The sequence below is a fragment of the Actinoallomurus spadix genome, assembly GCF_024055725.1.
Lineage (GTDB): Bacteria > Actinomycetota > Actinomycetes > Streptosporangiales > Streptosporangiaceae > Actinoallomurus > Actinoallomurus spadix.
Genome location: NZ_JAMXMX010000003.1, coordinates 47667 through 61366, shown reverse-complemented (window position 1 = coordinate 61366; position 13700 = coordinate 47667). Strand labels below are relative to the sequence as shown.

11 protein-coding genes are annotated in these 13700 nt (G+C 64.9%); 7 read left to right on the top strand and 4 right to left on the bottom strand.

All coding sequences use genetic code 11. The features are described from left to right. Positions 1-3: 3 nt before the first annotated feature. Together NE235_RS04415 and NE235_RS04410 are read left to right on the top strand one after the other, a co-directional pair. Positions 4-2766 carry a DEAD/DEAH box helicase gene (locus NE235_RS04415; RefSeq protein WP_252799601.1) on the top strand — a complete coding sequence of 921 codons (2763 nt, stop codon included), beginning with the start codon at positions 4-6 and terminating at the stop codon, positions 2764-2766. Continuing rightward, positions 2763-7853: a class I SAM-dependent DNA methyltransferase gene (locus NE235_RS04410; RefSeq protein WP_252799599.1), complete on the top strand. Its 5091-nt coding sequence runs from the start codon at positions 2763-2765 to the stop codon at positions 7851-7853. Before NE235_RS04415 ends, NE235_RS04410 begins: the two co-directional genes overlap by 4 nt. Positions 7854-7942: 89 nt before the next feature. Here NE235_RS04410 and NE235_RS38570 read toward each other — a convergent pair whose 3' ends face one another. Both NE235_RS38570 and NE235_RS04405 read right to left on the bottom strand, forming a co-directional pair. After that, positions 7943-8047: a DUF397 domain-containing protein gene (locus NE235_RS38570; protein WP_406567535.1), complete on the bottom strand. Its 105-nt coding sequence runs from the start codon at positions 8045-8047 to the stop codon at positions 7943-7945. Continuing rightward, positions 8044-8898, bottom strand: coding sequence for a helix-turn-helix domain-containing protein (locus NE235_RS04405; RefSeq protein ID WP_252799597.1), 855 nt, complete (start codon positions 8896-8898; stop codon positions 8044-8046). The genes NE235_RS38570 and NE235_RS04405 overlap by 4 nt, the downstream gene beginning before the upstream one ends. An 89-nt stretch (positions 8899-8987) precedes the next feature. Here NE235_RS04405 and NE235_RS04400 point away from each other — a divergent pair, with 89 nt between their 5' ends. From NE235_RS04400 to NE235_RS04380, 5 genes are all read left to right on the top strand, one after another. Beyond that, on the top strand, positions 8988-9308 hold the full coding sequence (locus NE235_RS04400) for a hypothetical protein (RefSeq protein WP_252799596.1): 321 nt from the start codon (positions 8988-8990) through the stop codon (positions 9306-9308). Positions 9309-9383: 75 nt separating this feature from the next. Continuing rightward, the gene (locus tag NE235_RS04395) at positions 9384-9824 is read left to right on the top strand and encodes an ATP-binding protein (protein WP_252799594.1); all 441 of its coding nucleotides are present in this window, start codon (positions 9384-9386) and stop codon (positions 9822-9824) included. A gap of 95 nt (positions 9825-9919) precedes the next feature. Next, positions 9920-10330, top strand: a complete 411-nt coding sequence (locus NE235_RS04390) for a hypothetical protein (RefSeq protein ID WP_252799592.1) — start codon at positions 9920-9922, stop codon at positions 10328-10330. A gap of 477 nt (positions 10331-10807) precedes the next feature. Further along, positions 10808-11212, top strand: coding sequence for a DNA methyltransferase (locus tag NE235_RS04385; protein ID WP_252799590.1), 405 nt, complete (start codon positions 10808-10810; stop codon positions 11210-11212). Then, positions 11115-12296, top strand: coding sequence for a DNA methyltransferase (locus NE235_RS04380; RefSeq protein WP_252799588.1), 1182 nt, complete (start codon positions 11115-11117; stop codon positions 12294-12296). The genes NE235_RS04385 and NE235_RS04380 overlap by 98 nt, the downstream gene beginning before the upstream one ends. Before the next feature lie 17 nt (positions 12297-12313). On the opposite strand, the gene NE235_RS04375 is transcribed toward NE235_RS04380, so the two are convergent. Then, positions 12314-12748, bottom strand: a complete 435-nt coding sequence (locus NE235_RS04375) for a PIN-like domain-containing protein (RefSeq protein WP_252799586.1) — start codon at positions 12746-12748, stop codon at positions 12314-12316. 1 nt (position 12749) lies between these two features. After that, positions 12750-13469: a DUF433 domain-containing protein gene (locus tag NE235_RS38070; RefSeq protein WP_252799584.1), complete on the bottom strand. Its 720-nt coding sequence runs from the start codon at positions 13467-13469 to the stop codon at positions 12750-12752. Positions 13470-13700 lie beyond the last annotated feature (231 nt).

The window sequence follows — 13700 nt, the reverse complement described above, 5'->3', positions numbered from 1 at the left end:
ACAGTGCCCAGCGGCGAAGAGACGCCCTTCGCGCCCGGTGCGCGGATCATCGTCCGCGACGCCGAGTGGATGGTGCGCACCTGCACGCGCGCCGACCATCCCGACGACGGCTACAAGATCCAGGCGGTGGGCGTCTCGGAGTTCGTCCGCGACGAGGACGCGATCTTCTTCACCGGCATCGAGCCGCCGGTGCCGCTGCGGCCGGAGGACACCGACCTCGTCGCCGACGACACCCCGGCGTTCGCCAGGAGCCGGCTGTACCTGGAGTCGGTGCTGCGCCGCACGCCGCTGCCGCAGTCCGAGCGCGGTCTCGCGCTGCCCGACCGGTTCCTGCTGGACCCGCTGACGTACCAGCAGCGCCCCGCCGAACTGGCGTTGCAGGGCCTGCGCCCCCGCATTCTGCTCGCCGACGTCGTGGGCCTGGGCAAGACCCTGGAGATCGGCCTGATCCTCGCGGAGCTGATCCGGCGCGGCCGGGGCGAGCGCATCCTCGTCGTCACCCCGCAGCAGGTGCTGGAGCAGTTCCAGCACGAGCTGTGGACGCGGTTCGCGATCCCGCTGGTCCGCCTCGACTCGGTCGGCATCGAGCGCATCCAGCGCGACATCCCGGCGGGCCGCAACCCGTTCTTGTACTACAAGCGCGTCATCATCTCGGTGGACACGCTGAAGAACCGCGGCAAGTACGGCCAGCATCTGGAGAGCCTCCACTGGGACGCGGTCGTCATCGACGAGTCCCACAACCTCATCGGCGAGGCCACCCTCCGCAGCAAGCTGGCCCGGCTGCTCGCCGCGCACACCGACGCGCTGCTGCTGGCCAGCGCGACCCCGCACAACGGCGACGCCGAGTCGTTCGCCCAGCTCATCGCCCTGCTCGACCCGGCCGCCATCGCCGACCCGAAGCGCTACTCGGCCAAGGAGATCGAGCACCTCTACCTGCGCCGTACGAAGGTCAGCCCGGAGGTGCGCGACCAGATCGGCGGCAAGTGGCCCGAGCGCGCCCCGTCCGTGCCGATCCGCTGCCCCGCCACCGGCAAGGAAGAGCTGATCTTCAAGGAGCTCACCGAGGTCTGGCTGGGCGAGAACGCCCCGGCCGTCGGCAGGGACCGCCGCCTGTTCCCGTACACGCTGCTCAAGGCGTTCCTGTCCTCGCACGTCGCGCTCGGCACGACCGTGCGCAAGCGGCTGAAGAACGCCGAGGATCCGGCCGAGCGCGCCGCCCTGGAGACCCTCGACTCGCTCACCATCGGCATGGAGGCCGAGGACTCGGCCAAGCGGACGGCGCTGATCGACCAGCTCCGCGAGATCGGCGTCGGCCCGCGCTCCCACACCCGCGTCGTCGTCTTCTCCGAGAGCGTGCCGACCCTCGAATGGCTCCGTGACACGGTGCCGGGGGAGCTGGACCTCAAGCCCGAGCAAGTCGAGCTGATGCACGGCGGCTGCTCCGATCAGCAGCAGCAGGACATCGTCGAGCGCTTCTCCCTCGCCGACAGCAAGGTCCGGCTGCTGTTCACCGGCGACGTCGCGTCCGAGGGCGTGAACCTGCACCGCCAGTGCCACCACCTCATCCACTACGACCTGCCGTGGAGCCTGATCCGGATCGAGCAGCGCAACGGCCGCATCGACCGGTACGGCCAGGAGCACCGGCCGCAGTTCCGGGCGCTGATCCTCACCTCACAGACGCCGGGCGCCAAGGACGACACCACGGTCGCGGAGAAGCTGCTGAGGCGCGAGGAGGAGGCGCACCGCAGCCTCGGCACCGCCGAGGCGGTCACCGGCGAGTACACCGCCAAGCGCGAGGAGGACCGCCTCATCCAGGACCTCCTCGCGGGCCGTACCGTCGAGGAGTCCCTGGACGCGTCCCCGGCCGACTTCCTCGGCGACCTGCTCGGCGGCGTGGGGGAGCAGGCGGGCCGTGCCGACCCGCCGCGCGCCCGCGTGCCGCGGCTGTTCGACTCCACGGAGGCGTTCGTACGGGAGGCGCTGCGCACCGTCTGCCCGCAGCTGCACGTCGACGACGACGGCGAGCTCCTGGCGTTCGAGCCGCCGCCGGACCTCGTGCACCGGCTGTCCGCGCTCCCGGCGTCGTACCTTCGCACGCACCGGATCACCGAGCGGATGAAGGTGACGTTCGACCGGCGGCTGGCGCAGCGCAAGCTCGACGAGGCCCGCCGCACCAAGACGCTGTGGCCGGACATCGCCTACCTGTCCGACCTGCACCCGATGGTGGAGTGGCTGGTCGACAAGGTGCAGGTGCAGCTCCTGCGCCAGCAGGCCCCGGTGCTGACCGCGAAGGTCGGCGAGCCGGCGTTCCTCGTGCAGGGCATGTACTCCAACGCGCTCGGTCAGCCGACCGTCGTCGAGTGGATGGCCGTCACCGGCCTGCCGGACGCCCCGGTCATCGGTGATCTGACCGACGTACTCGCCGCCGCCGGCGTCGGCCCCGGCATGATCAACACATCGCGCACGCCCGACCTCGCCGCCCTCAAGAAGCTCGTGGTCCCGGCCGTCGAGGCCGCCCGCGAGCACCTGGAGAAACGGCGCGGCGAGTACGACGCGCAGGTGGCCGAGAGCCTGCGCCCCGGCCGGTCCCGGCTCCAGGAGTGGGAGCAGACCAGCCTGGAGGTCATCCCCGACGACTGGCGCGGCGCGAAGAAACGCCAGGACGTCCTCGCCACCGCCGACGAGCAGCGCCGCCTGTTCGACCGCATGCAGACCACCGGAGAACCCCTCCTGCGGATCCTCGCCGTACTGGACCCCGAATCATGAGCTACGACTCGATCGTCAACCGCCGCGACTACTTCTCCGCGCACTACCTCGCCGAACAGCTCCCCAAGGACCTGAAGAAGACGGTCCTGCCCCGCTGGGACGAACGCGAGAACGCCGGCGGGCGCACCCCCCGTACGGGCCTGCGGGGTCTGAAGCGCGACTACTTCAAGGGCCGGCCGTTCTTCGCCGAGTTCGCCGAGCGGAGCCTGTCCGGCGGGCCGCGCCGCCTCGACGACGCCGAGGAGTGGCGCAAGTCGCTGCACGAACTGCACGGCGACGTGCTGCGGGCGCTCGGGTACGACGCGGAGCCCCAGGAGCTGACCGTCGAGCGTGCGGACAAGAGGTACGACGTCGCCGTCGCGTACGCCGCGCCCACGGTCGTCGCGATCGAGTGCGGCTGGGCCACCGACGTCGACGCCGCCCTCGACCCCGAGCAGGCCGGAATGCTGCTCACCCCACTCCAGCTCGACAACCGGGAGCAGATCACCACCGGCGCGAAGCTGGCGACGTGGCTGTTCGACGGCGACGAGCCGCCCCGCTACGTCCTCATCCTCGCCGGCGGCGTCGTCATCCTCGCCGACCGGATGACCTGGGGCGACGGCCGCTACCTCGGCGTCAGCCTCGACGTCGCGCTCGGCCGCGCCGACGGCAAGGAGCTGGAGACGATCGGCGCGCTGTTCGGCGCGGACTCGCTGCTGCCGCCCGAGGAGGGCGGCACCGAGCCGCTGGCCGAGCTGGTCGCCGACTCCCGCCGGCACGCCGTCGGCGTGTCCAAGGACCTGCGCGACGGTCTCAAGGAGTCCGTCGAGATCATCGCCAACGAGGTGCTCGACCGCCTCCGCGAGCAGGGCGTCCGCCCCGACCAGATCATGGAGCCGGGCGCGCTCGCCAAGGAGCTGGGCCGCGAGGCGCTGCGCTACCTGTACCGCATCCTGTTCCTGCTGTACGCCGAGGCCCGCCCCGAGCTGGGCGTGCTCCCCTCCGACGACGACGCGTACGTCAGGGGGTACGGCATGGCCCGCCTCGGCGACCTCGTCGTCCGCGACCTGGTCAGCGAGGAGTCCCGGCGCGGCTTCCACCTGTACGACTCTCTCGACCTGCTGTTCCGCATGGTCAACGAGGGCCACCGGCCGCGCCGCGGCGAGGCCGTCGGTACGTCCGAGGGCGAGGGCCTGCGCTTCGAACCGCTGAAGGCCGACCTGTTCGAGCCGTCCCGTACGCGCCTGATCGGCCGGAGCGAGATCGTCCTGCCCGGGTACGACGAGGACGACCCGGCCGCGCCCCGCGTCGACACCCGCCTGCGCAACGCCGCGCTGTACAAGGTGCTGCGGCTGCTCATGCTCGCCAAGGGCCGCCGCAACCAGCGCGGCGGCTTCATCTCGTACGCCCAGCTCGGCATCAACCAGCTCGGCGCGGTGTACGAGGGCCTGATGTCCTACACCGGCTTCATCGCCGACGAGGAGCTGTACGAGGTCGCCAAGGGCGGCGACCCGAAGGACGGCTCCTGGATGATCCCGGCGTCCAAGGTCGACGATTATGAGGACGCCGTCTTCGTCCGCGACGCGAACGGCGAGCGCGTGCGCTACAAGCCGGGCGCGTTCGTCTGGCGCCTGGCCGGCCGCGACCGGCAGACCAGCGCCTCCTACTACACGCCCGAGTCCCTGACCCAGGTCACCGTCGAGCTGGCCCTGAAGCACCGCCTCGACCAGGACGGCACCACCACGACGGCCCGGGAGATCCTGGGCTGGACGATCTGCGAGCCCGCCCTGGGCTCCGGCGCGTTCCTCAACGAGGCCATCAACCAGGTCGCCGCCGAGTACCTCAAACGCCGCCAGGCCGAGCTCGGCGAACGCCTCGACCCGGACCGGTACGACGAGGAGCTGCAGAAGGTCAAGGCGTACATCGCCCTGCACAACTCGTACGGCGTGGACCTCAACGAGACGGCCGTCGAGCTGGCCGAGGTGTCACTCTGGCTGAACGTTATGTACCCGGGCCTGCAGGCCCCATGGTTCGGCCTGCACCTGCGCCGCGGCAACTCCCTCATCGGCGCCGGCCGCAGGCTGTACGCGCCGGATAAGCTGGCCAAGGGCGCGTGGCTGACCAGCGCCCCGGACGACCACCCGTTCCGCGACGGCCCCATCCCGGACGGACACATCCACCACTTCCTCCTCCCCGCCCAGGGCTGGGGCGCGGTCGCGGGGGAGAAGGAGGCCAAGGCCCTCGCCCCCGAGCAGGCCAAACGCCTCGCCGACTGGCGCAAGGGCATCCGCAAGGCCCCGTCCCCGAAGCGCAAGCAGGGCCAAAAATTCTCCCAGGTCCAACGCCTCCAGGCCCTGTCCCGCCGAGCGGAGTACCTGTGGAGCCTGGTCATCAAGCGGCTGCAGATCTCCGAGCGTGAGATCAGCCGCCGCATCGACGTCTGGGGCGCCGACGACCTGCCGCAGCCGCAGGAGGCGATCGAACGGGACGAGGTCCTGGCGTCGCTGCTGCTAGAGGGCACACCGTACTGGCGGCTCAAGACCCTGATGGACGCCTGGTGCGCCCTGTGGTTCTGGCCCCTCAACGCCGTCGGCCTCCTCGACGGCACGGACGACGTGTACGAGCGCCTGCGCAAGACGGCGTCGCTCGACTCTGCCGTCCCGATGGAAGGGACGATCGAGGTCCCCGACCCGAACCCGACCGGCTTCCCGCGCACGTGGGAGGCCGACTCCCTGTTCGGCGAGTCATCGGAACAGTTGCCGCTGGCCTCGGCGAAGCCCCAGCCGAAACGACCGCGCAAGCCGGCGCCCCGGCCAGAGCCCCGCGCGGTGATCCCGCTCGCCGACCTCGACGACTGGCTCGACTTCGCCGAAGCCCTCCTCGGCGTCACCGACATCCCGGAAGATTCCCTCGGCGCTCATTACGCCACCCTGGCCGAGCTCGACGATCACGAGGAAGAGCTGCCCGCCTGGATGGGCATGGACACGCCACTCCAACTGGACAATCGCTTCCCCTGGCTGGGAGCCGTTGAGGATATCGTCGACCAGCAAGGTTTCTTTCACTGGGAACTTCAGTTCGCCCAAATCTTCGCTAAGGGCGGCTTCGATCTTCAAGTCGGCAATCCGCCCTGGGTGCGTCCGCGGTGGCTCGAAGGGCCTGTCCTCGCAGAGCTAGATCCTTGGTTTGAGCTGGTTACCAAGCCCACGAATGACCAATGGATTGAAAATAAGAGAAAGACTCTCAATTCGCGAGAGAACGAGAAATTCTTCTTGTCTACGCTTCAGGAGAATGTTGGGCTCGCATCTTTCTTTGGGTCACCTGCGACATATGCTCAACTGGTAGGGACGCAGCCTAATCTATATAGAGCTTTCATGGTTCGAGTATGGCGAAATCTCGGCAACTGCGGGATAGCGGGTCTTATTCATCCGGACTCACACTTCTCTGGAGCGCATGAGGGTAGGTTGCGTGCGGCCACGTATCAACATCTCCGAATGCATGCACACTTCCATAATAGGCGCCTCCTTTTTGCGGATATCGATTGGAACGTCGAATATGGGGTACAGATCTATGGCGTTAAGAAGGAGATAGGATTCACGCACGTTAGTTGGCTGTATGGAACAGAGCCTCTGGTTGGATCTCTTGATCATGACGGTAGCGGAGAGCGGCCAGGAATCAAGCAGAACGGATCTTGGGACCTCAGGCCCCATCGTGATCGGCTGATATGGGTAGACGGAGATGTCCTCGCGGGATGGCAGCGCTTGGTCAATGACACTGGACCAGTTGTAGAGACCAAGCTCCTATACCCGGTCACCACCGCCGAGCGATCGGCGATCTCGGCGCTTGCCCGCGTCGAACGTCGCCTCGGCGAGCTAAGTCCTCAGATAAGCCCCGGCTTCCACGAGGGGAACGCCAAGAAAGCTGGACTGATTCAATGGAGGATAGGTCACCCCAGCGACTGGCGAGAGGTTATCCTCCGTGGTCCGCAATTCTCTATTCTGACGCCTTTTGCCAAACAGCCACCTAACATGGGGCGTAATGATCGCCCTGTCGATCTCGGAACGTTGGCATCAGATGCGGTTCCCGCCACTGACTACCAGCGCGCCACTGATCTTGATCAATATGAGCGATCACAGGATCGCTGGGTTGACCACACGCGGCTGTCTGAGCTACTAGCTTCTCTGGAATCTGTAGAAAAGGCTCGACAGGCACTAGCCGCCGCGCGAGGCGTCGATGCCGGAAGCATTCCCGAGGACCTGCTGATAGCCGATCTTCGTGGTCGCGCGTCTAAGCGATATACAGAGTTCTGGCGGGTCGCCTGGCGGGAAATGATCCCTAACAGCACAGAGCGAAGCCTATTCCCTGTCTTGATTCCGCCGGGCCCTGCGCATATTGACTTTGTTAGATCGATGGCCCTGCCTACCAATCGCGAAACTGCACTTCTTGCAGGGTTTTGGGCGGGCTTGCCGATCGACTATTTGTTGCGTGTAACTGGTCGAGGACACCTGCACATTAACGATGCGCGTACCTTGCCGGCGCCGGACCCGAATCATCCGTTGGCCGAGGAGTTGTTGCTGAGAGCGCTGCGCTTGAACTGTCTAACTGAAGTGTACTCCGAGATATGGCAGGAATTGTACCGAGAGGAGTGGCGTTCCAAGAAATGGGCCTGTGACTGGCCGTTCATCCGGCCGCTCGGCGCTGTCGCATCGACCTGGGAGAGAGCAACTGCACTCCGCTCAGAGTTCGAGAGAAGAGCCGCTTCGATAGAATTGGATGCTCTGGTTGCGGTGATGTTGGGCATCACCGCTGATGAACTCTTGGCGGTCTATCGAGCCCGATTCCCGCACGCGGTCACCTATGAAAGCGCGATGTGGTTTGATGTAAATGGACAAAAGATCGCCGAGAACTTCAATGCCTATGGTAATAGGCAATCAAAGGGTGATTATGAACGACTGCTCGGATATCTAGAACAGGAGGATGCTGAGCGGCCGCCGGAGGGCTACGAGCCTCCCTTTTACCGAGCGGATAGAGAACGCGAATATCGAAAGGCGCACGCATTCTTTTCCTCAAGTCTGCGGCAGGCTGAGGAAGCCGGATGGTCGCCGTCCTGAGGCAGAGCGTCAGGCCCGTGTAACTAGCTCGACATGGGCTCTGATGCAGGAGAACCAGTCCAGTTAGCCCACAGCGGATCGTCGCCGTACTACTCGGCAGATCCTTGAGAAAGCTTGACGCTGGCTACCTCGATGCACTGGTTGCCGACTGTGTCTGACCGGCTACTCTTCCGCCAGTCCAGCTGGATGATCATCTCTGCGTCCCTACCTCAGTGATCGTTCTCTTGATGAGCTTAACCGAGGCGGCCTCATCGAGGGAGACCTTGGTCATCTGTCGGAAGTCCGCATGGAATCCAGAGACCTCCTCTGCGTCGTGGAAGTATTTCTCGCCGACACGGTTTTCGCATAGTGCGACGTCAGGGTCGACGGACTCCGCAAAGGTCAGGATGACGAATGGGTTGCCGACGGCGGGGTAGAGACCCGCATCGTACGGCAGCACCCGGAGACTGACGTTGTCGAGGGCGGCGGCCTCGATCAGGTGCTCCAGTTGAGCCTGCATGACCCGCTCCTCTCCCGCTTGCCGGTACAGGACGGCCTCATCGATCAGGGCGTGGAGTTCGAGCGGATTCTCGGCATCGTATAGGCGTTCCTGCCGCTTCATGCGCACGGTGACTCGCCGCTCAATCTCGTCGGGGCTGATGGCGAGGCTCGATGACTGGACGACCGCGCGGGCATAGTCGGGCGTCTGAAGAAGACCGGGGACCATGCTGGGCTGATAGTTGCGAATGAGCGATGCTTCGGCTTCGAGTTGGACGTACGGGCCGGGGAGGACGTCGCGGTAGGAGGACCACCAGCCGCCGCGTTTGCGGGCGTTGCGGCCGAGGTCGATGAGGCGGTCGCGGGTCTCCGCGTCGACCTTGTACAGGGTCAGGAGCTGGCGCAGGTCGCTCATGCCGATCGAGCTCTGCGCGTTCTCGATCCGGACGATCTTGTAGGCGGAGGCGTCCAGGTACTCCGCGACCTGCTCTTGGGAGAGGCCGGTCTGCAGGCGGAGGGCTCGCAGTTCGCCAGCGAGACGACGTCGGAGGACGAGTGATGCGCTCATTGTGGTCCCTTCGCTTGTGAGATCACGGTTCTTGGTCTAGCGTGCGATCGAACACATGCTGTCACGGCTCAACTACGGAGCGGGGGCAAATGGCTGAATGTCATGGCTCGGGCAGGCACGCCCGAGCGGATCTTCCACTCGGTGATCCGAATCGCCACCTCGAAGCGCTCGCCGAGCGGCTGCGGGGCGAAGGGTGGTACGCCCGCGTCATCGTCTCGGCGGGGCAGGCGGGTTTAGTGCGGGTGGTCAACCCGTACGCGCCGCCGCTCAACGACGACATCCGCCTCGGCGCCGACGTGGCGGGGCTGTGGTGGTTCCGCTGGTCGTTCGGCGACCGGATCGCGCACGTCGACAACGTCGACATCGCCGCCGCCCGCATCATTCAGGTTCTCGGCTGCCCCGGCCGCTGACACGCATTCGCCGTGACCGGCCGGGCCCGCCCGGCACCCGGCCGGTCACGGCATCACCCCCAGGAGGGTCACGCCATGTACGCCGAGAACGACCCCCGCACCACGTACGAGCAGCGGCAGTGGTTCTGCCGGCTGGACGAGGACCCCGCGGCCGTCATCACCGCCCGCGCCCTGGTCGGCACCGTGCTGGCCGGCTGGGACGCCGACCTGGTCGAAGATGCCGTCCTGGTGACCAGCGAGCTGGTCACCAACGCCATCGCCCATGGGGACGCCCCGGTCACCCTGACCGTCACCGTACGAAAAGAGCCCGAGCCGACCGTCATTCTGGAGATCGCCGACGCCTCACCCGAACTGCCGGTCCAGGACCTGCCCGGCGAGGTCGGTCACTTCGGCCTGTGGATCGCCGAAGAACTCGCCCGCCTCACCATCCACCCCACCACGACCGGCAAGACCGTACGAGCCGAGTTCGTCCTCTTCGATCAACCGGCCGGGTCAGCCTCCGGGGTGATCGGATGACGGACGCTTCTTCGGTCTCTCGATCGGAGTAACGTCCTGTGGCTGCGTCGCCTCCCGTCGTTCCGTTCTCCGAGCTGTCGAAGAACCTCTGGCGAGTGGCCCAGGCCGTCGAGTGTGCTCAGCGGGTTCGTGTCACGCGACTCGGTGGTGAGGACCTGTACCTCACCACCGAGCGTCACGACCGGCAGCGGCAGGGGACCGCCGACGTGACCACTCGCCTGCTCGGCGCGCTGACCGGCAGCGACGAAGGATTTCGCGCCGTCCTGGTCGCTGTCCCGCAGGTGTTCCCATGGGCGCAGCATCTCTCGGCCGACGAGGTATGTGAGTTCGTCGCTGATCTCGTGGATGCCCTTCGCGACACGGCCGGCCTGGACGTACATGCCGACCTGTATCGCGTCATCGTGGAATGGCGCGCCACGGCACGAATCCTGGCCGACCCGGATCTGGACGCTCGGCCGACGATGACCCTCTCGGGGGAAGATCACGGAGACGTCCCTGTGCCGTGATCCAGGACGGCGGCACCTGTTGAGTGGGCAATGACCGGCAGATGTCGGCTGCCCGTACGTCCGCGCCGGGGCTCAACGTTACGAGCCGCCATACCGCGGCCGTCAGCGTCGTCTGCGCGCTGATCGGCTTCGATTCGTTGGCCCCGTTCATCGGAACGACCTCCTCTCGCCCCTGCAGTCGGAACGCGCGCGCAAACTATGGCCTTGTCGCAATGGCCGGATGCGGCACAGTCATTGAAGTATTCTTTCGAATTGGTGATGATGGCAGGGAACCCCAACGGAGGATGCCGTGGCCAATCCTCATCCCGGCGGCAGCGACGGACCACCCGGCAGGCATCGCGATGGGCCAGTCTTCGCGCAGTTCTCTGGCCTTCGACGTGGCGAGGTCAACAATCGCGATCGGACTAGCTGAACCCAGAGCACCAATCAACGGGCTCTGGGTGAGCTCGTCCTAACGAGCGCGGAGGCGATCCAACGGTGCCAGCGATTGAGACCGGCGTGCTCTATTGTGACGACAATCTACCTCGCGTGGCGACCTTCCCTGCTGAATCAGTAGACCTGATCTATCTAGATCCTCCGTTCTTTAGTGACCGTGTATATGAGGTGATCTGGGGTGACGAAGCCGAGGTCCGATCCTTCGAGGATCGCTGGGAAGGAGGAATCCACGTCTATGTTGGTTGGCTCCGCGACCGTCTCATGGAGCTCTGGCGCACCCTGAAACCTACGGGAACTCTCTTCCTGCACTGCGACCCACACGCAAGCCATTACCTCAAGGTGATGCTCGATGAACTCGCTGGGTCATCCTGCTTCCGCAATGAGATCATTTGGAAGCGGACTGCGGCAAAAAGCGTTGTCTACGAGCCGATTCCCGTCGAATCATGACGTCATCCTCGTGTATGCAAAAAGTGACAAGTCGACTTGGAACAAGGAGTCCTCATTCATCCCCTATAATCCGGATGACCTCGATGAAAAGACCAAGCAGAAGTACTCTCTCGTGGATGAGGGTGGGCGGCGTTATCAGTTGACCAGCCTCATTAATCCGAATGCGGATCGTCCCAATCTCACTTATGAGTTCCTCGGTGTAACCCGGGTCTGGCGATGGACCAGAGATAGAATGGAGCAAGCGTACCGAGACGGCGTCGTTGTCCAGACCGCCCCTGGTCGTGTCCCTAGGCTCAAGCGCTATCTCGATGAGCAGAGGGGGAAGCCGCTCGGGGATGTCTGGACGGACATCCCTCCTCTCAACAGCCGTGCCGCCGAGCGGCTCGGATATCCTACGCAGAAGCCGGAATCGCTTCTTGAGCGAATCATCTCGATAAGCTCGAATCGCGGGGATACTGTGCTCGATCCTTTCTGTGGATGTGGCACAACCGTCACCGTCGCACAGAAACTCGGTCGTCGCTGGATCGGTATCGATATCAGTCCGACCGCCGTTAACATCATGGCTCGCCGCCTGAAGCGAATCGCTGGCACGAAGTCGCCGAAGCTCGTTGGACTCCCCTCCACGGTAGAGAGTCTCCGTCAGTTGAAGCCGTTCGAGTTTCAGAACTGGGTGATTCAGCAATTCTATGGAGTGAATTCTCCGCGCAAGACCGGAGACATGGGAATCGACGGGTACACCTTCCTTACTCACGATCCCATCCAAGTGAAGCAATCGGATCGCGTCGGGCGCGATGTCGTGGATAAATTCGAGACGGCGGTGAAGCGTGATAGATCAACGACCGGATGGATCGTCGCCTTCAGCTTCACCAAGGGGGCCCGTGAGGAGGCTGCTCGAGCCCGATGGCACGAGAACCTCGACATCAAGCTCGTCACCGTCGCCGACCTCTTGAAACCCAAGACCGAACGTCGAGGCCCTATGTGGCCGGAACCTGCATCCGTCACAGAGCTGCCGCTAAGCGGGCCGAGCGAAACGCGCGAAATCACTGCGGAAGAGCTGATCGCAAGCGCGCGTACGGCAGGTTAGCTACTTCCCGGCAAGTACTACCTCGGCGGATACGCTAGTTTCAGGCGCCGTAGTCCGTACGACGGGTTGACGGCCATGATATATGGTCCTTCTGCCTTCAATGCCGCATCAATGATGCGTGCTTCGTTTGCCAGGAACCAGTCGGCCATGGTCCGCCCTACGATGTTCGCGTTCGACAAGCCGAACACCTTGGCGCTTGACATATAGACTACCTGCGCTTCGAGCGGGTTATGGGCGATGGCGACATCCTTGCAGAGCAAGATGTCGCCGATCAGAGTCGCCTCTTCGATCCAGCGGGTGTCTTCGATGTACTTTGACTCGCTCTTCCCATATCGCTCATCCATCGTCTCGAGGACCCAGCCGGCTTCTCGTAGCGCTTGCGGGACAATTCGGGAACCTAACCCTCGATCGAGAAAGAAGCGCAGCCCGGATTCGGTCGCTTCGCTCGCCATGCTAAGCCGCCCTTTGGAGCGCTTCGATCTGGCCGAGCGTGAGGTCGTAGTCGTACGCCACGTCCTCGGCAGGTTCTCTGGCCTTGAGCCTGTTCACAATGTCCGCGACGCGAACTCCACGCTCGGCCACAGTCGGCTGGCCGCCGTTCAACCAAGGATCGACGATGACATCTACGTCCGGGTACTGAGGAAGGTGGATGGTGCGGGTCCAGCCGCGGTCATAGCTGACGCGCGTCAGATAGTCGCGTACCACCGGCCGGAACACCTGCTGGCCTTCGCGACGGATGACGACGAGATCCTCGACCGTGTCCTGGTCGGCGGGGTCCGGCGACTGCTTGGCGAAGTCCCAGAGCACCTCAGCGCCATCGGTTTGGAGCCGCTCGCTGGCGAGCGCCTGCTCGAGGCCGATGTGCTCCTGAAGCCAGAGGACCGCCGGACGAATCCTCTGCATCGGAACACCGGCCTTGGTGAACGCGGAGACGATGTACGCCTCGGCAAGCCCCACGAAGGGAACGCTCACACCGTGGGGGCGAGGCGGTTCTAGGGTGGTGATGATCGGCGCGGAGACGACCTGGGAACCATCCATCCGCTTGTAGGCGTACCCCATCGACCAATTTCTGAAGGTCTGGGCCGGCACATCGATGATGTGGGCGGCCTCCGCCTTGTGATAGATGGGCAGGCAGTAGTGCGGATCAGCGATGACGTCGCTTGAGCCGTCCACCTCGGTCGCCTCCTTTCCGCTCTGGAGTGGGGATGTGCGCTGGGACGCCGGTTGGTCGTTCCACGTCTTTCTATCGTGTCCTCACAGCGCAGCGCGGGAGTTCGACCTCGATGGCGACGTGTCCGGTCCCGGCCAAGACTCCTCGATCCACCGTCACCGTGTGCTTCGTCCACGGCGGCGAGGTTCCGGCGGAGCGCGATAGCCGACCAGACTGAGGTGCCCTCCACCTAC